Origin of the sequence: Corynebacterium striatum (assembly GCF_016728105.1) — a bacterium.
Lineage (GTDB): Bacteria > Actinomycetota > Actinomycetes > Mycobacteriales > Mycobacteriaceae > Corynebacterium > Corynebacterium striatum.
Genome location: NZ_CP068158.1, coordinates 163,072 through 183,663, shown reverse-complemented (window position 1 = coordinate 183,663; position 20,592 = coordinate 163,072). Strand labels below are relative to the sequence as shown.

18 protein-coding genes are annotated in these 20,592 nt (G+C 59.3%); 15 read left to right on the top strand and 3 right to left on the bottom strand.

The features are described 5' to 3' along the window. Window positions 1-18 precede the first annotated feature (18 nt). From I6I72_RS00865 to I6I72_RS00855, 3 genes are all read right to left on the bottom strand, one after another. On the bottom strand, window positions 19-495 hold the full coding sequence (locus I6I72_RS00865) for a YbjN domain-containing protein (RefSeq protein WP_005531668.1): 477 nt from the start codon (window positions 493-495) through the stop codon (window positions 19-21). Further along, window positions 488-991 carry a YbjN domain-containing protein gene (locus I6I72_RS00860; protein ID WP_005531666.1) on the bottom strand — a complete coding sequence of 168 codons (504 nt, stop codon included), beginning with the start codon at window positions 989-991 and terminating at the stop codon, window positions 488-490. The genes I6I72_RS00865 and I6I72_RS00860 overlap by 8 nt, the downstream gene beginning before the upstream one ends. An 83-nt stretch (window positions 992-1,074) precedes the next feature. Next, window positions 1,075-2,490 (bottom strand): TIGR01777 family oxidoreductase, encoded by a 1,416-nt coding sequence (locus tag I6I72_RS00855; RefSeq protein ID WP_049151712.1) that lies wholly within the window; start codon window positions 2,488-2,490, stop codon window positions 1,075-1,077. A gap of 303 nt (window positions 2,491-2,793) precedes the next feature. On the opposite strand from I6I72_RS00855, the gene pyrR reads away from it, so the two are divergent. The 15 genes from pyrR (at window position 2,794) to I6I72_RS00780 (ending at window position 20,590) form a co-directional block, all read left to right on the top strand. Next, window positions 2,794-3,372, top strand: a complete 579-nt coding sequence (gene pyrR, locus I6I72_RS00850) for a bifunctional pyr operon transcriptional regulator/uracil phosphoribosyltransferase PyrR (protein ID WP_005531662.1) — start codon at window positions 2,794-2,796, stop codon at window positions 3,370-3,372. After that, window positions 3,373-4,326 carry an aspartate carbamoyltransferase catalytic subunit gene (locus tag I6I72_RS00845; RefSeq protein WP_049151711.1) on the top strand — a complete coding sequence of 318 codons (954 nt, stop codon included), beginning with the start codon at window positions 3,373-3,375 and terminating at the stop codon, window positions 4,324-4,326. It abuts the gene before it with no gap. 16 nt (window positions 4,327-4,342) lie between these two features. Next, window positions 4,343-5,692, top strand: coding sequence for a dihydroorotase (locus I6I72_RS00840; protein WP_049145867.1), 1,350 nt, complete (start codon window positions 4,343-4,345; stop codon window positions 5,690-5,692). A 44-nt stretch (window positions 5,693-5,736) separates the two neighbouring features. After that, window positions 5,737-6,906, top strand: a complete 1,170-nt coding sequence (gene carA / locus I6I72_RS00835) for a glutamine-hydrolyzing carbamoyl-phosphate synthase small subunit (RefSeq protein ID WP_049062358.1) — start codon at window positions 5,737-5,739, stop codon at window positions 6,904-6,906. 25 nt (window positions 6,907-6,931) lie between these two features. Continuing rightward, on the top strand, window positions 6,932-10,273 hold the full coding sequence (carB, locus tag I6I72_RS00830; RefSeq protein WP_070508562.1) for a carbamoyl-phosphate synthase large subunit: 3,342 nt from the start codon (window positions 6,932-6,934) through the stop codon (window positions 10,271-10,273). Beyond that, on the top strand, window positions 10,257-11,096 hold the full coding sequence (gene pyrF, locus I6I72_RS00825) for an orotidine-5'-phosphate decarboxylase (protein ID WP_070508563.1): 840 nt from the start codon (window positions 10,257-10,259) through the stop codon (window positions 11,094-11,096). The genes carB and pyrF overlap by 17 nt, the downstream gene beginning before the upstream one ends. Before the next feature lie 294 nt (window positions 11,097-11,390). Next, complete coding sequence (gene mihF / locus I6I72_RS00820; RefSeq protein WP_005531652.1) at window positions 11,391-11,711, top strand: integration host factor, actinobacterial type; 321 nt, start codon at window positions 11,391-11,393, stop codon at window positions 11,709-11,711. Between the two features lie 8 nt (window positions 11,712-11,719). Next, a complete protein-coding gene (gene gmk / locus I6I72_RS00815; protein ID WP_005531650.1) occupies window positions 11,720-12,289 on the top strand; it encodes a guanylate kinase in 570 nt (189 codons plus the stop codon). A 40-nt stretch (window positions 12,290-12,329) separates the two neighbouring features. After that, entirely contained in the window at window positions 12,330-12,632 is a 303-nt protein-coding gene (rpoZ, locus tag I6I72_RS00810; RefSeq protein WP_005531648.1) for a DNA-directed RNA polymerase subunit omega, read from the top strand. Window positions 12,633-12,778: 146 nt separating this feature from the next. Further along, complete coding sequence (gene coaBC, locus I6I72_RS00805; RefSeq protein ID WP_049191675.1) at window positions 12,779-14,017, top strand: bifunctional phosphopantothenoylcysteine decarboxylase/phosphopantothenate--cysteine ligase CoaBC; 1,239 nt, start codon at window positions 12,779-12,781, stop codon at window positions 14,015-14,017. Window positions 14,018-14,137: 120 nt separating this feature from the next. Further along, window positions 14,138-15,370 carry a methionine adenosyltransferase gene (metK, locus tag I6I72_RS00800; protein ID WP_049151709.1) on the top strand — a complete coding sequence of 411 codons (1,233 nt, stop codon included), beginning with the start codon at window positions 14,138-14,140 and terminating at the stop codon, window positions 15,368-15,370. 11 nt (window positions 15,371-15,381) lie between these two features. After that, entirely contained in the window at window positions 15,382-17,418 is a 2,037-nt protein-coding gene (locus I6I72_RS00795) for a primosomal protein N' (RefSeq protein WP_049151708.1), read from the top strand. Between the two features lie 133 nt (window positions 17,419-17,551). Beyond that, entirely contained in the window at window positions 17,552-18,061 is a 510-nt protein-coding gene (gene def, locus I6I72_RS00790; RefSeq protein ID WP_034657519.1) for a peptide deformylase, read from the top strand. A gap of 58 nt (window positions 18,062-18,119) precedes the next feature. Then, window positions 18,120-19,073: a methionyl-tRNA formyltransferase gene (gene fmt / locus I6I72_RS00785; RefSeq protein ID WP_049151707.1), complete on the top strand. Its 954-nt coding sequence runs from the start codon at window positions 18,120-18,122 to the stop codon at window positions 19,071-19,073. Then, on the top strand, window positions 19,070-20,590 hold the full coding sequence (locus tag I6I72_RS00780) for an RsmB/NOP family class I SAM-dependent RNA methyltransferase (RefSeq protein WP_049151706.1): 1,521 nt from the start codon (window positions 19,070-19,072) through the stop codon (window positions 20,588-20,590). The genes fmt and I6I72_RS00780 overlap by 4 nt, the downstream gene beginning before the upstream one ends. Window positions 20,591-20,592 lie beyond the last annotated feature (2 nt).

Here is a 20,592-nt window from a genome sequence, read left to right as displayed (position 1 = left end):
TAAGCTGCGTTGTAGAGGCTAGGAATCCTCGCCGGCCTTCGCCGCTGTCTCGGACCCCAACTTCGCCATCTCTTCTGCGGAAGCCACCATGGCGTCCTGGGCGCCAATAACGCCGTCAACAGCTACTTTCAACGAAGCAGCGAGTTGCTCATCGGACATTCCAGCGGCGCAAGCAATATCCCGCTCGGTCCGGACCACGAGGAGTCCTTCGTGCTCGGTGATGACTGCGCGTGCACCTAACGCGACGGAGTTGATTTGATTAGCAGCCAAGAAAAGACCGGCGTCGGCTTTTGCATAAGAAGCATCGGTAGGAACATCGCAGCGGACGATGGTCACTGAGTCTAGGACTGCAAAAAGGCATGGTAGGCCGTTTAGGTTAGCGGTAGCCGCGTCATCGCGGCCTTCGACTGCAGTTAGTTCAATGTCGAAGGTCTTCATGGCTTCAATAACGCGGTCTAGATCGACCTGCGGCTGAGCGGCGGCTTGATTAGTCATTCTGGTGCTCCTCCCAGGTTACGAGCTGCGGGTACTGTTCTTCCATCCACGCGAAGGACTGCAAGATGGCGTCCAAAGTGGACATCACGAAGGCACCAAGCTGGTTACGCGACGCGCCGTGCGTGATGTCTAGTTCTCGAACGCCGGAAACAGCCAGGGTGTTTTCCGGGCCTTCGAAGAAACGGAAAGTGGGTGCAAAGTGAGTCTGATTCCACTGGTTGATCAGCATCAGGAGGTTTGGCCCCTCAGAAGCAGGAACAGTACCGCGCCACACAGAATCAGCAGTGAGCGTATTTCCGCGCAGTTGCAATGCGATGGCGGTATTCGAGAAACCAGTACGCAGCAGCTGGACCGTCTGGTCCTCAGATACTGGTTGCTCTTCGATGCGGTACTCCAGATTCTCTGAATCGAAGATTTCAGCCACCCGCTCAAGAGTCACTGCCTCAATTGGGGTGTCTGGCACGATGGTGGGTTGACCGTTGGGCTGATCAGTCACTGATTACAATCCTCACGTTGGTACTTAGTGAACAAATTGGACGACTCACCCAAGGGTACCGGAGTGATAGGTGATGTGTTTACTCACCCGCGCTGCGACTTAGACCCCCACAGCTCTTCGCCGCCCAGCTCGTGTGCAAGGGCCGCATCGACACTTTCATAGCGGAAGGAATGACGCACCTGCTGAAGCTTTGTGGGAAGTACCCTTTGGTTGGCCAAGGCCAACTCACGCGCGCCTTCTTTGCCCAAAAGCAGTGCCGGCCCGATCGTGGGGATCGGCACTACAGCAGGCCGTTTGAGTTCCTCGCCCAATGCGCTCACAAACTCCTTGTTAAGGATTGGGGTGGGGGAGACTGCGTTGATAGCGCCGTTAAGTTGGGGATCTACCGCGGCGCGGAAATAGATGTCGGTGAGATCATCGAGTGCAATCCAGCTATACCAAAATTCGCCTTTTCCGAAAGAGCCACCGAGTCCTGTGGAGAAAAGGGCGCGCAGAATTGGGAGCAGGCCGGTGTTGCCAGAGAGAGCGATGCCGGTGCGCACATTTACTACCCGCTTTCCCGCGTTCCGGGCAGGAGCACAAGCATCTTCCCAGGCCTCTACGACATCGGCGAGGAATCCCTCGCCGCGCGGTGCGGCTTCGGTCAGCTCTTCATCGCCACGGTCAGATCCATAAAAACCAATAGCAGACGCGCACACCATGGTGCTCAATCCTGGAGTATGAGCTGCAACCTGCGCCAGGAGGCGCGTCGGTCCCACGCGGGAGTCCCGAATCTCTGCCTTGTGGGCGCTGTTGAATCGCCCAAAGATCGGCTCGCCAGCGAGATGAATGAGTACATCTACGCCTTCTAAGAGCTCAGGTGAAGGCAGATGTGGCCGCCACAAACGCTGGCCCGGCTTCGGGTTGGCGCGTACAAGTTGGTTGACCTGGTGCCCAGCGGTGGTGAGCTGGGCAGTCAACGCACGGCCCACCCCGCCACGGGAACCGGTAATAGCGAAGACGAGCGGACGGACGGCTTGTTGCTCAGCGACTGCAGGGGGTAGCGCATGCGGTCCCAGCTCCTTGAGCTGCGTAAGGAATTCAAAATCCTTGATGAGCTGCTGCTGGCGGTAAGCGAACAGGGAGTTCATCGCGTGGGCTGGAATGCGGGTATCGACGTTATCCGTGATCCGCGTGTACGGGACCTCGGCGCCTTCCTGCTTTTCGTCTTTGAAAAGGTGATCATGGCGCCATGTAGCCAGGGAGCGCATTGGCGCGGTCAGGCAGACGTCGGTGAAACTTACTCCGGTTTGGAAGCGCGAAAGGTCATGCCGCGCGATCCATTTAAGTCCGCCTGGCAGGCCGAGAATCGATGTACCGTCTGCCAAGGACTCGGCTTGTTGGAGCGGCGTCATGAAAACGAATGGAGGAGTAAGACGCGCTAGGGCTCCTCGGCGGGCGTGCCATTGCCATACTTGCTCACGTGGGGCAGGTACCACGTGCTGTGCCGAAAAACTCACTAGGCCTGTGCCTTCCTTCTCATCTGTTTGGTTACCTTATTAACGCCTTAACAGCACCAAACGAACTAATTCTTGATAGCTATGCACGACGCTAGCAGCGCGGAGTGCTGCTGTGTGGTTTCACCGTGCGCAAGTGCACACAAGTTAGGCACCGAAGTGCTAAAGTAATTGCTGTCTTTTAAGCATAGACATCCAATACCATTCGAGGTGGAGTTTGTTGCGCAATCCCGCGGCAGATTTCCCTCGATTACATCTACCGGCATCCTTTAAAGACCGCACCGTGAGGCGGGGAAGGAGGTCACGATGAGTGGAACTGGCACCAACGCGGAGTCAAATGAGCTGTTGAGCTCTGATGACGTCGCGCGAACTGTCGCACGCATCGCGCACCAGATCATTGAAAAGACGGCGCTCGACTCTGAGGACGCACCTCGGGTCGTGCTCCTTGGCATTCCCTCTGGTGGCGTGCCATTGGCTATGCGCCTAGCAACCAAAATTGAGGAATTTTCAGGGGTGGAAGTTCCATGGGGCTCGTTGGACATCACGCTCTACCGCGATGATCTCAACAGCAAACCGCACCGTGCCCTGCAGCCAACCAAGATCCCTAACGGAGGAATTAACGGCGCAACCGTTATTTTGGTTGATGACGTTTTGTTCTCCGGTCGTACGATTCGAGCGGCACTTGATGCTCTCTCGGACGTGGGACGCCCCGACATCATCCAGCTCGCTGTCCTCGTTGATCGCGGTCACCGCCAGGTTCCGATCCGCGCTGATTACGTGGGCAAGAACATCCCTACGGCACGCGACGAAGACGTCACCGTCTTCAACGCTGATATTGACGACCGCGACGCCGTCGTCCTGACCCGCACCACCGCGGAGGCTTAAATGAAGCACTTACTGTCCATTTCAGATCTGTCCAAGGACGAGATCGTTGGCCTTCTCGACGAAGCCGACCGGTTCCACGAGGCTCTCGACGGCCGTGAGGTTAAAAAGCTGCCGACGCTGCGCGGCCGTACCGTCTTTACCCTGTTCTATGAAAACTCCACTCGCACCCGTTCCTCGTTTGAGACCGCGGGTAAGTGGATGTCTGCTGATGTCATCAACCTGTCTGCCTCGACGTCGTCAGTGAAGAAGGGTGAGTCCCTCAAGGACACGGGCCTCACTCTTTCCTCCATCGGCGCGGACGCCATCATCATCCGCCACCCATCTTCGGGAGCTGCTCAGCAGCTTTCCGAATGGGTTGCACCAGGTGGCAAGGGCCCGTCCGTTATCAACGCGGGCGATGGTGCGCACCAGCACCCAACGCAGGCGCTTCTCGACGCCTTGACTATGCGTCAACGTCTTGGTCTAAAGGACGGAAACTTCTCAGGTCTCAAGGTCAAGATCGTTGGTGACTGCCTGCACTCCCGCGTGGTCCGCTCCAATGTTGATTTGCTGACCACGCTTGGCGCGGAGGTCACCCTTGTGGCACCGCCGACCCTCTTGCCTTTCGGAGTAGATACCTGGCCGGTGAACGTCTCCTATGATTTTGACTCTGAGATTGCCGACGCCGACGTTGTGATGATGCTGCGCGTTCAGGCTGAGCGCATGAACGGTGGCTTCTTCCCGTCGCATCGCGAATACGCCAACCTCTACGGGCTGTCCAAGACGCGTGCTGCAGCGATGAAGAAGGACGCCATCGTCATGCACCCAGGTCCTATGCTCCGTGGCATGGAGATCAATTACGCGGTTGCTGACTATGACCAGACTGCGGTTCTGCAGCAGGTAAACAACGGTGTCCACGTGCGCATGGCAGTGCTGTTCACACTTCTGACTAATGGCGAGAACGCCGGAATCTAAAAGGGGAGAGCAACTTATGACTAACTATCCAGAAACCGGCCGTCTTTCCGCCCCCGCGGAAAAGAGTCTGTTGCTGACCAACGTTCGCCCTTACGGTGAAGGCGAGCCAGTGCAGCTCCTTATTGAGAACGGCGTAATTGCTGCCATCGGAGCAAACTTGGAATCCAACACCTCCTTCGATGAGAGCATCGACGGTCAGGGCAACGTCTTGCTGCCGGGCCTCGTGGACATGCACGTCCACCTGCGCGAGCCTGGCCGTGAGGACACCGAGACCATCGAGACCGGTTCCAAGGCAGCCGCCAAGGGTGGATTCACTGCGGTGTTCACCATGGCTAACACCACTCCGGTTACTGACCAGCCGATCATCGCTGAGTCCGTCTGGGCTAAGTCGCAGGCACTGGGCTTGTGCGACGTTCACCCGGTGGGTTCCATCACCAAGGGCCTCGAGGGCAAGACTCTTACTGAGTTCGGCATGATGGCGCGCTCTGACGCGAAGGTCCGCATGTTCTCCGACGACGGTAAGTGCGTCCAGGATCCGCAGCTGATGCGCCGCGCGCTGGAATACGCCAAGGGGTTGGATGTCTTGTTGGCGCAGCACGCGGAGGATCACCGTATGACCCAGGGTGCTTCGGCGCACGAGGGCGAGACCGCCGCGAAGCTGGGTCTGCGTGGCTGGCCGCGCGTGGCTGAGGAGTCCATCGTGGCCCGCGACGCCCTGCTCGCCCGTGACTACGGCAACCGTATGCACATCTGTCACGCCTCGACCGAAGGCACGGTGGAGCTTTTGAAGTGGGCTAAGAGCCAGGACATCCCGCTGACCGCAGAGGTCACCCCGCACCACCTGCTGCTCACCGACGAGAAGCTCGTGACCTATGACGGTGTGTTCCGAGTGAACCCGCCGCTGCGCGAGGAGCGTGACACCCTTGCTTTGCGCCAAGCCCTGCTCGATGGGCTTATCGACGTCGTTGCAACCGACCATGCGCCGCATGGCTCGGAGGACAAGTGTGTGGAGTTCGAGAACGCGAAGCCTGGCATGTTGGGCCTAGAGTCTTCACTGGCGGTCATTGCGAAAATCTTCGTTGCCACTGGGCTCGCTGATTGGCGTTTCGTCGCCCGCGTGATGTCTGAGCGCCCAGCTGAGATCACCAAGCTACCAGGTCATGGTCGTCCGATTGAGGTTGGCGAGCCTGCGAACCTGACCATCGTTGACCCGGAGCACCCGTGGGTATCTGATTCCACGCAGCTTGCCTCGAAGTCTGAAAACAATCCTTATGAAGGTGAGGAGTTTGGCGCCCGCGTCACCCACACCATTCTGCGCGGCACCGTAACTTATGAACTCGGCGCAGACGAAGCTGAAGGCAAGTAATCTTGCAACCTAGGAAATCTTTTGAGCCAGAGAAAGGCCACATTGTGACTGACAACAAACCGGCAAGGATCCCGGCAATTCTCGTGCTGGCTGACGGTCGTACCTTCCGTGGATACGGGTTCGGCGCCACCGGCACCACACTCGGCGAGGCAGTGTTTACCACCGCCATGACCGGTTACCAGGAGACCTTGACGGACCCGTCCTACCACCGCCAGATTGTGGTTGCAGCCGCACCACAGATCGGTAACACTGGCTGGAATGACGAGGACAACGAGTCCCACGGCAACAAGATCTGGGTCGCGGGCTTGGTTATCCGCGACCTTGCACAGCGCGTGTCTAACTGGCGTGCCGAGCGCTCACTTTCCGAAGAGATGGAAAACCAGGGCATTATCGGCATCCGCGGCATCGACACCCGCACCCTAGTTCGCCACCTGCGCAACTACGGTTCCATTGCCGCCGGCGTGTTCAGCGGCGAGGCAGCCGAGCGCCCTGTCGAGGAGTTGCTTGCTGAGGTCAAGGGACAGCCGTCGATGGAAGGTCTTGACCTTTCGGCAGAGGTCTCGACTAACGAGCCTTATACCGTTCCGGCAGAGGGGGAGAAGAAGTTCACCGTTGTTGCCTACGATATGGGCGTCAAGACAGCGACTCCGGCCAACTTTGCTAAGCGCGGAATTGAGACCATCGTCGTGCCGGCGAACACCCCTTACGAGGAGATCAAACAGTACAACCCGGACGGGGTCTTCGTTTCCAACGGCCCTGGTGACCCAGCAACCGCTGACAAGATGGTCGTCGTTGTGCGCGATGTTCTGGACGCCCGCGTGCCTTTCTTCGGAATCTGCTTCGGTAACCAGATTCTGGGTCGTGCCCTGGGCCTAGACACCTTCAAGATGAAGTTCGGCCACCGTGGCATCAACGTTCCGGTCCGGAATCACCTGACCGGCAAGATTGATATCACCTCTCAGAACCACGGTTTTGCTATCGCTAGCCCATCCGGCAAAGAGAATCCGGCTGGCGAGGAATTCGACACCGATTTCGGTCGCGGCATCGTGACCCACACCTGTCTTAACGACAACACCATTGAAGGCGTGGCGCTCAAGGACGGTATGGCTTATTCCGTGCAGTACCACCCTGAATCGGCAGCCGGCCCTCACGATGCCAACCCGCTGTTCAATCAGTTCATTGAGCTGATGACCGAGCACACCCCGAACAAGTAAGAACCAGGAAGAGGATTAGAAACTTATGCCAAAGCGCAACGATGTAAACCACGTCCTGGTTATCGGCTCCGGCCCGATCGTCATTGGTCAGGCTTGTGAGTTTGACTACTCGGGCACCCAGGCCTGCCGCATCCTGAAAGAAGAAGGACTGCGCGTCACCCTGGTCAACTCCAACCCGGCCACCATCATGACCGACCCGGAATTTGCCGACCACACCTATGTCGAGCCAATCGACCCTGTCTTCATTGAGAAGATCATCGTCAAGGAGCTCGAAGAGGGCCACAAGATTGATGCTGTCCTGGCTACCCTGGGCGGCCAAACCGCGCTGAACGCTGCCGTGCAGCTCGACCGCGCTGGCATTCTTGATAAGTACGGTATCGAGCTCATTGGTGCAGACATTGACGCTATCGAGCGCGGCGAGGACCGTCAGAAGTTCAAGGACATCGTGGCCTCCATCGGTGGCGAGTCTGCGCGCTCCCGCGTGTGCCACAACATGGACGAGGTCCACGAGACCGTTGCAGACCTTGGCCTGCCGGTAGTCGTGCGTCCTTCCTTCACCATGGGTGGTTTGGGTTCTGGCCTGGCTTATAACCAGGAAGATCTCGACCGCATCGCAGGCGGCGGCCTGGCTGCTTCGCCCGAGGCCAACGTTCTCATTGAGGAATCCATCCTTGGTTGGAAGGAATTTGAGCTCGAGCTGATGCGCGACGGCGACGATAACGTCGTGGTCATCGCTTCTATCGAAAACGTCGATGCATTGGGCGTGCACACTGGTGACTCTGTAACCGTGGCACCAGCCCTGACCCTGACTGACCGCGAGTACCAGAAGATGCGTGACCTCGGCATTGCGATTATTCGCGAGGTCGGCGTTGACACCGGCGGCTGCAACATCCAGTTCGCCGTCAACCCGGTTGATGGCCGCATCATCGTCATCGAGATGAACCCGCGTGTGTCTCGTTCCTCCGCTCTTGCCTCCAAGGCAACGGGCTTCCCCATCGCCAAGTTGGCTGCAAAGTTGGCCATTGGATACACGCTGGATGAGGTTCAGAACGACATCACGGGTGTTACCCCGGCCGCCTTTGAACCGACCTTGGACTACGTCATCGTCAAGGCTCCTCGCTTTGCTTTCGAGAAGTTCCCAGGTGCAGATGACACCCTGACCACCACCATGAAGTCGGTGGGTGAGGCCATGGGCATCGGCCGCAACTACATCTCTGGTCTCAACAAGGTGATGCGTTCGCTCGAGAGCAAGCCTAACGGGTTCTGGACCAAGCCTGACGAATTCTTTGCAGGCGATCGTGCTCAGGATCTGGACGCAGTCCTCAAGGACCTCGAGCGCCCGACTGAGGGCCGCATGTACGACGTCGAACTAGCTTTCCGCTTGGGCGCTACCGTTGAGCAACTCCACGAGCACTCCAAGATTGACCCATGGTTCCTTGCTGAGCTCAAGGCACTCGTTGATTTCCGTGCAGAACTCGTTAATGCGCCGGTTCTCGATGCTGAGCTTCTGCGTGAGGCAAAGGTCTTCGGGCTTTCCGACGCCCAGATTGCCGCGCTTCGTCCTGAGTTCGCGGGCGAGGATGGCGTTCGTTCCCTGCGTTGGTCCCTGGGCATTCGCCCGGTGTACAAGACCGTCGACACCTGTGCAGGTGAGTTCGAGGCACAGACTCCGTACCACTACAGCTCTTACGAGCTCGACCCAGACGCTGAGTCCGAGGTCCGGCTGGCGCCGGACGACAGCAAAGGAAAAGTCATCATCCTGGGCTCCGGCCCGAACCGAATTGGCCAGGGCATCGAATTTGACTACTCCTGTGTTCACGCAGCGCTCGAGCTGTCCGCACAGGGCTACGAGACCGTCATGGTTAACTGCAACCCTGAGACCGTGTCCACGGACTACGACACTGCTGACCGCCTTTACTTTGAACCGTTAACCTTCGAAGACGTGATGGAGGTATTCCATGCGGAATCCGAGTCCGGCCCGGTAGCTGGCGTCATTGTCCAGCTTGGTGGACAAACTCCACTGGGCCTTGCTGAGCGCCTGACTCAGGCCGGTGTTCCAGTCGTTGGTACTTCCGCATCGGCAATCGACCTGGCCGAGGACCGCGGCGAGTTCGGCAAGGTACTTGCTGAAGCAAAGCTGCCAGCACCAGACTTTGGTACCGCCACCTCCTTCGAGGAGGCACGTTCTGTTGCCCTCAGCATTGGATACCCTGTCTTGGTCCGTCCGTCCTATGTCTTGGGCGGCCGCGGTATGGAGATCGTGTACGACGAGACCTCCTTGCGCGATTACATTGAGCGCGCCACCGAAATCACCTCCGACCACCCAGTGTTGGTTGACCGCTTCTTGGATAATGCAATCGAAATTGACGTCGACGCGCTCTGCGACGGCAAGGATGTCTACCTGGGCGGCGTGATGGAGCACATCGAGGAAGCCGGTATTCACTCCGGTGACTCCTCCTGCGCACTGCCTCCTATGACCCTGGGCCCTGAGGACATTGAAAAGGTCCGTCAGTCCACTCGCGCCCTTGCACACGGCATCGGCGTGAAGGGCTTGATGAACGTTCAGTACGCGCTGAAGGATGACATCCTCTACGTAATCGAGGCTAACCCGCGCGCATCGCGTACCGTGCCTTTCGTTTCTAAGGCAACAGGCGTCCCGCTAGCTAAGGCTGCCGCACGTGTGATGTTGGGCGATTCTATCGCCAGCCTGCAGGCTGAGGGAATGATTCCAACTGACTACGATGGCGGCTCGCTGCCAATTGAACACCCGATCGCCGTTAAGGAAGCTGTTCTGCCGTTTAATCGCTTCCGCCGCGAAGACGGCAAGTTGCTTGACACCCTTCTTTCGCCGGAGATGAAGTCCACCGGTGAGGTCATGGGCCTTGCCAGCAACTTCGGTGCTGCTTATGCCAAGGGCGAGATGGCAGCCTTCGGCCCGCTGCCAACTGAGGGCAACGTGTTTGTTTCGGTGGCTAACCGCGACAAGCGCACCCTCATCTTCCCGATCCAGCGTCTGGCCTACATGGGATACAACATCATCGCTACCTCGGGAACCGCGCAGATGCTGCGCCGCAACGGTATTGACTGTGAAGTAGCAGTCAAGGTATCTGAGGCTGCAGAGGGCCAGGAATCCATCGTGGACCAAATCCTTGGTGGCAAGATTGACCTCATCCTCAATACGCCAGCTGGTTCTGGTACCGCACGCCACGATGGCTACGACATCCGCGCGGCTGCGGTATCTGTAGGCGTGCCGCTTATCACCACTGTGCAGGGCGTAACCGCAGCGGTCCAGGGTATCGAGGCGCTTCGTGTTGGTGACCTCGAGGTCCGTGCACTCCAGGAGCTCGAGCATGGTCCAACCAAGTAAGACCTTTGGTGAGCGGCTGGTCGCTGCAGGGGCTGAGCGTGGACGTCTGTGCGTAGGCGTTGACCCACACGCGCACCTTCTGCAGGCCTGGGGCCTGAACAACGATGTTGACGGTCTGCGGACGTTTGCTCGCACCTGTGTGGAAGCATTTGCTGACACTGTTGCCGTGGTTAAGCCGCAGGTGGCCTTCTTTGAGCGTTTCGGCTCCGCCGGCTTTGCAGTACTGGAAGAAACACTCCAGGGCCTACGCGAGGCCGGATGTCTGACGCTTGCTGATGCAAAGCGCGGTGATATCGGTTCCACCATGGCTGGCTACGCTGATGCTTGGTTAGGGGAGGCCTCACCGTTGCTTTCGGATGCGGTCACGGTATCGCCGTATTTGGGGGTTGGCTCTCTTAAACCAGTCTTCGACTTGGCGGAAGAGACTGGACGCGGTGTGTTCGTTCTCGCTGCGACCTCCAATCCTGAAGCGGTGAGTTCCCAGTCCATCAGGGACGCTGACGGTGTGACGGTGGCACAGGGAGTAGTCAATCAATGTGCTGCGATTAATGCGTCTTACGCAGCAGAAGGCCGTGCTGGCAATGTCGGAGTAGTCGTTGGTGCAACATTAAAGCATCCACCGGTCCTTGACCAGCTTGCGGGTCCAGTTCTGCTTCCTGGCGTTGGAGCACAAGGGGCCACGGCACAGGACGTGAAAGCAATCACCATCGCAGCGCCGGAACTTGGTTTTGCAAATGTTTCCCGCTCTGTGCTCTCGCGCGGACCTCAGGTGCGTGACCTGCAGGAAGCCGTGAAGGAAGCACTGGCAGAGATTGCTTTTTAGGGAAGTGGTGTGGCCGATTAACAGGCCCGCCATTTACCTGGTAGTTTGTAAAACGCACCGCGATGACGTGCGGGAATTCCATCCAAACTGGACCCAAATAATGTCATCGCGTAAACACCAGTGCTAGGATTGCCAGAAGTCGGTTCGCGCCAAGTGGCAAAACCGAGCTCTACTCAAGGGTTGTAGCTCGGGGAGTTCTCATGGCATCAAGGGATTCGCTCCCGTTATTGCGGCCGGAATCTGGTAAGACTTACTGGACGTAAATTATCGATCTAATGAAATCGGAGGAAACCCGTGGCCCTTCCCAAGTTGACTGATGAGCAGCGCAAGGAAGCTCTCGCAAAGGCTGCTGAGGCTCGCAAGGCTCGCGCTGAGCTCAAGGCTGCGCTGAAGCGCGGCGAGACCAACCTGAAGGACGTTCTGGACAAGGCTGAGACCGATGAGATCATCGGCAAGACCAAGGTCTCCGCGCTCCTCGAGGCTCTGCCGAAGGTTGGCAAGGTCAAGGCTAAGGAAATCATGGAAGATCTCGAGATTGCTCAGACCCGTCGTCTGCGCGGCCTCGGTGATCGCCAGCGCCGTGCTCTGCTCGAGCGCTTCGGCTACGGCGAATAAGAGTCGCGATGTCTGACGCAACTACACGCGGTCGCCTAGTCGTTCTGGCTGGGCCGTCCGCGGTGGGTAAGTCCACTGTAGTTTCGCGCCTGCGCAATGACGTCGACAAGCTGTACTTCAGCGTCTCAATGACGACGCGTCAACCCCGACCTGGTGAGCAGGACGGGGTTGACTATTTCTTCGTTACTCCTGAAACCTTCCAACAGCGTATCGACGCCGGGGAGATGCTCGAATGGGCAGAAATCCACGGTGGCCTGCAGCGCTCCGGCACTCCTGCCCGTCCTGTACAAGAGGCAATGGCAGCTGGTCGCCCCGTGCTTGTCGAGGTAGATCTGGAAGGGGCTCGCAACGTCAAGGCGGCTTTGCCTGAGGCAAAAACCGTGTTCTTGGCGCCACCATCCTGGGAAGTGCTCGTTGAGCGCTTGACCGGTCGTGGAACGGAGCCGCAGGATGTCATCGACCGCAGGCTAGAAACCGCACACGCGGAACTTGCCGCTCAAGACGAGTTCGACCACGTGGTTGTCAATGAAAATCTTGATGACGCCGTGGCAGCAATTAGTGATATCCTGCAGGGATAGAACTAGATTTTGACCATTTCCAAGTGAAGTAAAGGTGCATGTGACTAACGTGACCACCCCTGCTAATACTGAGGCCCAGAAGCCAGAGCCAGTATTCGATCCGCCAACGGGCATTACCGCCCCTCCGATCGATGAGCTCCTCGACAAGGTCTCTTCCAAGTACGCACTGGTGATCTTCGCCGCAAAGCGCGCGCGCCAGATCAACAGCTACTACCAAGAGCAGGATGAGGGCGTCTTCGAGTTCGTTGGACCTCTGGTAACTCCTGAGGCCGGCGAGAAGCCGCTTTCCATCGCTCTTCGTGAGATTGAAGCTGGCCTCCTCGACCACGAGGAAGGCAAGTAAGCTTTCTCCCGTTAAGGCCCCCGCTCGCATCACCCGATGTGATTGGGGGCCTTCGGCATGTTCAAGTGCGTGGAGTACCACCCTGTAGACTCGGGCGGGTGACTGACGCAATTGAGAATCTAGCGGCTCCTACTAGCAGCCAGGAGCTGGCGAAGCAGCCGCGTAGCATCGTCGTTGGCGTGGCTGGCGGAATCGCTGCCTACAAGGCTTGCCACTTGGTCCGTGACCTTAAAGAGCACGGCGATGAAGTCCGCGTTGTTCCAACGCCCGCTGCGCTAAACTTCGTTGGCGCTGCAACCTTCGAAGCGCTCTCCGGCAATCCCGTCTCCACAACTGTATTCGATGCCGTCGATGAGGTGCAGCACGTCAATATTGGCCAGCATGCTGATGCCGTTGTTATCGCGCCGGCTACTGCAGATGTCATCGCCCGAATCGCTGCAGGCCGCGCAGATGATCTGCTGACAGCAACCGTGCTTGTGGCCACGTGCCCGGTCATCGTAGTACCGGCCATGCACACCGAGATGTGGCTCAATCCGGCCACCGTTGAAAACGTTGCTACGCTGCGTCGCCGTGGTATCACAGTCATGGAGCCTGCCCATGGACGGCTTACTGGTAAGGATTCTGGCCCCGGCCGTCTACCTGAGCCTGCGCAGATCGCGGAGCTCGTGCGCACTGAGCTAGACGGCTACCGTATCCCGCATGATTGGACAAGCAAGAAGGTCGTCATCTCCGCGGGAGGCACCCAGGAGAACCTAGACCCAGTGCGCTACCTCGGCAACCGCTCTTCTGGGCGCCAAGGCTTTGCGTTAGCCGAGATTGCAGCGCAGCGCGGGGCAGAGGTAGTCATCGTGGCCGGAAATACCGCTGAGCTTCCTGTGCCATCCGGAGCCAAAATCCGAAACGTGGTCTCTACCGCAGACCTAGAGGCTGCAATGGCTGAGGAATCGAAGGACGCCGACGTCATCATCATGGCCGCAGCCGTCGCTGACTACCGGCCAGCGCTTGTCGCCGACTCAAAGATGAAAAAGGGCACGGCTGACGACGCTCTCTCCTCACTCCAGCTCGTGGAAAATCCCGATGTCCTCAAGGGGCTGGTGGCCCAGCGTGCAGCAGGAGAGCTCAAAGAAGGCGTCGTCATCGTCGGCTTTGCAGCCGAGACTGGCGATTCCACCCATACGGCTTTGGAGTTCGCGCAAGCGAAGTTTGAACGCAAGGGTTGCGATGTACTCATGGCTAACGAAGTGGGCGAGGGCAAGGTCTTCGGCCAGACCACCAGCGAAGGGTGGATTCTACGCCGGGATAGCGAGCCGCAAGTCGTTGCCCATGGCTCAAAGCATGTGGTCGCAGCGCAGATCCTGGATGCTGTGAATCAAATCCTCAGCTAGTAGACCGGCCTAATTGCATTAATAGACCGCTTGGTCTATGCTGGCTAGTTGTTAAAGCTTGGGGCCAGAACCATGCAATGAACGCTAAATAAGCACTTCTTTCTGCACTAAGGAATATTTGTGACTGTTAACCATGCACCGGCTACCCGTTTGTTCACCAGTGAGTCTGTGACTGAGGGACACCCGGATAAGATTTGCGACGCAATCTCCGACACCATCCTCGACGCGCTGCTCGAGAAGGACCCGCATGCTCGCGTCGCCGTCGAGACCCTAGTCACCACCGGCCAGGTCCACGTAGTAGGTGAGGTCCGCACCACCGGCTATGTCGAGATCCCGCAATTGGTGCGCAAGACTCTCACGGACATCGGCTTTACCTCTTCTGACGTCGGATTCGACGGACATACCTGTGGCGTAAACGTCGCCATTGGCGAGCAGTCCCAGGAAATCGGCGCCGGCGTCGACACCTCTACCGAGGCCCGCGATCGCGGTGACGACTTTGATGAGGAGAATGACTCCGCAGGCGCCGGCGACCAAGGCCTGATGTTCGGCTACGCCACCAACGAGACCGCCGAGTTCATGCCGCTGCCCATCGCTCTGGCGCACCGTCTTTCCCGCCGCCTCAGCGAGGTGCGCAAGGAGAAGATCGTTGATCACCTCCGCCCAGACGGCAAGACCCAGGTGACTTTCGCCTATGACGACAACAACGTTCCTTCGCACTTAGACACCATCGTCATTTCCACCCAGCATGACCAAGACGTGACCCAGAAGTGGCTTGAGGAACAGCTGCGCAAGCACGTCGTCGAGTGGGTCATCCAGGATGCTGGCTTGGAAAAGTACTACGGCGAAGAAACCACCTTGCTGGTTAACCCTTCCGGATCCTTCATCCTCGGCGGCCCAATGGGCGATGCGGGTCTTACTGGCCGCAAGATCATCGTTGACACCTATGGAGGCATGGCCCGCCACGGCGGCGGTGCCTTCTCTGGCAAGGATCCGAGTAAGGTTGACCGCTCCGCAGCTTACGCAATGCGTTGGGTGGCTAAGAATATCGTCGCCGCAGGACTCGCCGATCGGGCCGAGGTGCAAGTGGCCTACGCCATCGGCCGTGCGAAGCCGGTGGGCCTGTACGTCGAGACGTTCGGCACCGCACATCAGGGGCTCAGCGACGCCGCTATTCAAGCGGCAGTCAACGAAGTCTTCGACCTTCGCCCGGCGGCCATCATCCGTGATCTCGATCTGTTGCGTCCTATCTACCGGCAGACTGCGGCCTACGGCCACTTCGGTCGTACCGACGTTGACCTGCCATGGGAGTCGACCTCCCGTGCCGCCGCATTGCGAAAGGCAGCTGGCCTGTAGAATCTGAGCCTATGCCGAAGAGAACACCCGCCGCCCACAAACCGGTCGCGCGGGTGTTGCCTCTTTTAGGGGTTGCTCACTTAGATCGTGGGTTCGACTACCGCGTGGACGAGGAACAATCGGAGGCTGCACAGCCTGGGGTTCGCGTACGTATCCGCTTCAATGGGCGGCTTAGCGACGCCATCGTTCTTGAGCGCCGCAACGACTCGGAGTTCGCGGGCGAGCTGCGCTATCTCGACCGAGTGATCTCACCCTTTGCAGTTTATCCAGCGCAGCTCTCACAACTCGTCGAATCGCTTGCTGCCCGGTACGGGGGAGTTCGCTCCGACATCATTCGTTCCGCTATCCCTCCGCGTCATGCCAAGGCGGAAGAATCAGACTTGTCGACGCCGTGGGAGGAGCTGGGAGACGCCAGCGAACCCGATCTGTCCAGCTGGTCCGCGTATCAGTTCGGCGAGTCTTTCGTGGATACAGTGCTAGGCGGCGTCATTGCGCGCGCTGCCTGGCAGGTAGCACCCGGCGATGATTGGGCGGCAGCGCTGGCTGCTTTGGTTGCAAAAATCGCGGTAGACGGAGGCGGCTCGCTCATCGTGGTGCCGGATCAACGTGACGTCGACAAGCTCGAGCGTGCGCTGCGCGAGATAGTCGCGGCTAAACAGGTAACCGTGCTCGGCAACGCCACTGGCCCGCAGGCTAGGTACCGGCGCTATCTGTCAGCCTTGGTAGGCCAGGCACGCATCGTCATCGGCACGCGGTCTGCGGCTTTTGCTCCGGTGGCGAATCTGCGCCTTGCCGTCATCGTGGACGATGGCGACGACAATCTCGTGGATAATCTCAAGCCCTACGTACATGCGCGCGAGGTGCTCACCACGCGCTCTGCGTTGGAGGGATGCAGCCTTATTTTGGCCGGTCATTCGCGCACCGCGGAGACGCAGCTCCTGGTGGAGTCGGGGTGGGCGCACGACCTAGTGCCGAGTGAGTCGACGCTTTCGGCGCGGCGTCCTGCGATCACGCCGGTCGGAGCCTTCGGATTCCAGGTGGCGCGTGACCTGCAGGGCGGAACGACGTCGCTAAGCGGTCCTGCATACCAAGCCGCGCGTCGTGCCCTCGACCGCGGCGAACCAGTTCTCGTGCAGGTCCCGCGCAAGGGCTACGCGCCCATCCTGGCATGCGGGAATTGCCGCGCCCCGGCAAGGTGCCGCCATTGCAACGGTCCGCTTGGCCTGCCGGGTGATTCGCACGGTGGGCATGAGGGCCAAGCATCCCTGCCAACCTGTACGTGGTGCGGGCGCATCGACTCCAAGTTCCGGTGCACGGAATGCGGCTCGCCGCGCCTGCGCGCCATCGTATTGGGCTCGGAGCGTACGGCGGAAGAGCTGGGTCGCGCCTTTCCAAGCACGCGGATTGTCATGTCTGGCGGTAACAAGGTCATCGATGAAGTGCCAGGGGAGCCGGCACTTGTCATTGCGACTCCCGGTGCGGAACCCCATGTTGCGGACGGCGGTCATTATGGCGCGGCGCTGCTGCTAGAAGCTGCCACGCTGCTCAATCGTCAGGATCTGCGCGCAACCGAAGAGGCCCTGGCCAAGTGGGCTGCGGCAGCGACCTTGGTGAGCCCGCACTCCAAAGGCGGGGAAGTGATTATCGCTGCGGATGAGGCGTTAGCAGTTGTCCAATATTTAGTGAATTGGGACATGGTGGCAGCAGCGCGCGCTGAGCTGGCGGGGCGTCGGGAAGTGCGCTTCCCACCGGCCGTGCATATGGCAGCCGTGGATGGAGCGGATGCCGCACTGGATCACTTTCTTTCGATTGCAGAGCTGCCTGAGCATGCTGAGATCCTGGGCCCGGTCCCGCTTCCGCCCGGAGTCACCCTGCCCGGTGAGTATGACGAACAGCGCTTTGGGCCGCCACAAAGGGCACTCATCCGCACCCCGTTGGGGCCGCGCTCACAGCTGGGCACGGCGCTGCGCAACGCCAACGCTGCGCGCAGCGCCCGTAAGGACGAGCTGCCACTGCGCATTCAGGTAGACCCAATTCACGTCGGCTAAACGCCAGCTTATGGACGTGGAGCGCGTGGTGGAGACGGTTTAGTGCTGCTGGGTCTACCCAGTCCGCCGCTGTGTCTGGCATGTCCACTATTGTCGAGTGCGACGTAATTGTTTGAAAGGTAGTGGTTCCGCAGTGGCAATCAGAGCAATTCGCATGTACGGCGATCCAGTCTTGACGTCTCGTGCTACCGAGATTGAAAAGTTTGATTCATCGCTTGAGGCCTTGGCCAATGACATGCTGGAGACCATGGACGCGGCCGGCGGAGTAGGCCTTGCCGCAAACCAGATTGGTTTGACCAAGCGCATTTTTGTCTATGACTGCTCCCACTTTCAGACCGGCTTGCGTGGGGCCATCATCAACCCGGTGTGGACCCCGTTGGGGGACAAGACGCAGGACGGCCCCGAGGGCTGCCTATCGATTCCGGACATCACCGAAAACACCGAGCGCTATGAATCGGTCGTGGTCCACGGCCGCGATGTACGGGGCAATGCCATCTCGATGGTGGCCTCCGGGTTGATGGCGCGTTGCATTCAGCATGAGACTGACCACCTTGATGGCGTCTTGTTCCTGCAAAGGCTCACCCCTGAGCGGCGCAAAGAAGCGATGCAGGTTATCCGCAATTCAGAGTGGTTTAACTCCTAGTAGCTAGAGCAGCCTAAGAAACTAGAGCAACAAGAGAAGAAAGAAGTAAAGGTTCAGCATGCGAATTGTCTTCGCCGGTACCCCGGAGCCCGCAGTGGTGGCTTTGGAAAAGCTCATTGCCTCCAAGCATGAGGTTGTCGCGGTCATCACTAGGCCCGATGCGCGCAGGGGCCGGGGCCGTACTCTGCACCCCAGCCCGGTGAAAGAGCTGGCTCAAAAACATGGAATCGAGGTGCTCACCCCAAGCACCCTCAAGCCCGGCACCGAGGACGGCGAGGCGCTGCGCGCACGTCTGCGGGATCTTTCTCCTGAGGCTATCCCCGTTGTGGCCTACGGCAACCTTATTACGCCGGATCTTCTTGACCTACCGCGCTATGGCTGGGTCAACCTGCACTTCTCCTTGCTACCTGCGTGGCGCGGTGCGGCCCCAGTGCAAGCTGCGATCGCAGCCGGCGATGAAGTCACGGGTGCTACTACCTTCCGTATCGATAAGGGATTGGACACCGGCGTCATCCTGGGCACGCTCGAAGAGAAGATTCAGGCAACTGATACCGCAGACGATCTTCTCACCCGCCTGGCCTATGCCGGTGGTGATCTCTTGGTGGAAACGATGGACGGCTTGGCGGCAGGCACCATCACCCCACACGAGCAATCGGGCGCACCCTCCTACGCGCACAAGATCGCAGTTGAGGATGCTCGCGTCAATTGGCAGGATTCCGCGGAAGCCATCGACCGCCACATTCGGGCACACACCCCGGCCCCGGGTGCCTGGACCATGCTTGGGGAGGAGCGAGTCAAGCTTGGCCCGGTTAGCCTCATAGGCGTTGACCCGGCACTTGAGGGCGTTGCCCTCGCACCAGGTGAGGCGCACATTACGAAGAAGTCCGTGTACGTCGGCACAGCTGATGCGGCAGTCAAGCTGGAGCGTCTGCAAGTCCCTGGCAAGAAGATGATGAACGCTGCAGACTGGGCGCGCGGCCTGGGCGGCAACAAAGAGGTGAGGTTCTCATGAGTGGTGGTTTCCGTTCCCGCTCCAAAGGCGGCGATTCCGAGCGCAAGGCCGATGGGCGTAAGCAGTATGCGCGTGACGCACAACGCGGATCTTTACAGCGCAATGGCAAGAATAACTCGCGTAATTCACACCACCCTCGAGGCAGGCGGGGCGCGCAGGAGAAGAACTCCTTCGTCCAGGCTGCGCGACGAAGCGGCGTAGACACCGCTCGTGCGGTCTCCTTTGAGGTACTGCGCCGCGTTCACAGCGATGATGCGTTTGCGAACCTGACCTTGCCCAAGGCTTTGCGCGTGCACAAGCTTGAAGGCCGCGACGCTGCCTTTGCAACCGAGCTGACCTATGGTTCTCTACGCACCGAGGGGGTGCTCGATGCAGTCATCGGGGAGTGCTCGTCCCGTGCGCTTGATGCGATTGCCCCTGAGGTTTTGGATGCTTTGCGGCTGGGCGCCTACCAGGTGCTCTTTACCCGCGTGGAGCCGCATGCTGCCGTAGACACCACTGTGCGTTTGGTTGAGGCCGCAGGCTTTGAGAAAGCCAAGGGCTTTGCCAACGGCATCATGCGCACCATCACGCGCACCCCAGCCGAGAAGTGGCTCGACAAGCTCGCCCCGCAGGGCGAGATCGCGGCACTGGCCTTCAAGCACGCGCATCCCGCGTGGATCGCACAGTCCTTTAGCCGGGTTGTCGGCTTGGGCGAACTCGAAGCAGCGCTGGAAGGCGACTCCCAGCGTCCTATCGTTCACCTAGTAGCGCGTCCCGGCGAGATTAGCGCCGAGGAGCTGGCGCTTATGACCGGCAATGAAGAAGGCAAGTACTCGCCCTATGCCGTCTACATGGAATCTGGTGATCCGGGTGATCTGGAGCCTGTGAAGCAGGGCTTTGCCGCGGTCCAGGATGAAGGCTCGCAGCTCATTGCCCGCGCAGTGGTCGAAGCACCCGTTGCAGGTACTGATTCCGGGCGGTGGCTCGACCTGTGTGCGGGCCCTGGCGGCAAGGCGGCCCTCATGGGTGCGCTGGCACGCATTGAGCAGGCCCATGTCGATGCGGTGGAAGTCTCGCCGCACCGCGCTGAGCTCATCAAGAAGACTGTTGCGGATCTGCCTGTTCGTGTGCACGTAGCTGACGGCCGTAACCCCGGCCTTGAGGCTGGCTTCGATCGCGTGCTTGTCGATGCCCCGTGTTCCGGCCTTGGCGCCCTTCGTCGCCGTCCGGAGGCTCGTTGGCGCAAGTCCGAGTCCGACATCGCCGAACTCAACGAGCTGCAATTTGAGCTGCTCGAATCCGCGCTCAAGCTCGTGCGCCCCGGCGGTGTCGTGGTTTATTCGACGTGTTCGCCGGACCTGAGGGAAACGCGCGACGTTGTGGATCGCGCCGTCGCCAAGCTGGGCGCCGTGGAGCTCGATGCCCACGAACTCATTCCGGATATGGGTGACGTTGGACACCACAAGTCGGTCCAGATGTGGCCGCATCGCCACGGCACCGACGCGATGTTCTTCGCCGCGCTTCGTCGTGACTAAGC

Excerpts from the sequence above, each read along its gene's own strand:
- I6I72_RS00865 (WP_005531668.1), bottom strand. The coding sequence starts at position 495 with ATGACTAATCAAGCCGCCGCTCAGCCGCAGGTCGATCTAGACCGCGTT.
- I6I72_RS00840 (WP_049145867.1), top strand. The coding sequence starts at position 4,343 with ATGACTAACTATCCAGAAACCGGCCGTCTTTCCGCCCCCGCGGAAAAG.
- pyrR (WP_005531662.1), top strand. The coding sequence starts at position 2,794 with ATGAGTGGAACTGGCACCAACGCGGAGTCAAATGAGCTGTTGAGCTCT.
- pyrF (WP_070508563.1), top strand. The coding sequence starts at position 10,257 with ATGGTCCAACCAAGTAAGACCTTTGGTGAGCGGCTGGTCGCTGCAGGG.
- gmk (WP_005531650.1), top strand. The coding sequence starts at position 11,720 with ATGTCTGACGCAACTACACGCGGTCGCCTAGTCGTTCTGGCTGGGCCG.
- I6I72_RS00795 (WP_049151708.1), top strand. The coding sequence starts at position 15,382 with ATGCCGAAGAGAACACCCGCCGCCCACAAACCGGTCGCGCGGGTGTTG.
- fmt (WP_049151707.1), top strand. The coding sequence starts at position 18,120 with ATGCGAATTGTCTTCGCCGGTACCCCGGAGCCCGCAGTGGTGGCTTTG.
- carB (WP_070508562.1), top strand. The coding sequence starts at position 6,932 with ATGCCAAAGCGCAACGATGTAAACCACGTCCTGGTTATCGGCTCCGGC.
- I6I72_RS00780 (WP_049151706.1), top strand. The coding sequence starts at position 19,070 with ATGAGTGGTGGTTTCCGTTCCCGCTCCAAAGGCGGCGATTCCGAGCGC.
- I6I72_RS00845 (WP_049151711.1), top strand. The coding sequence starts at position 3,373 with ATGAAGCACTTACTGTCCATTTCAGATCTGTCCAAGGACGAGATCGTT.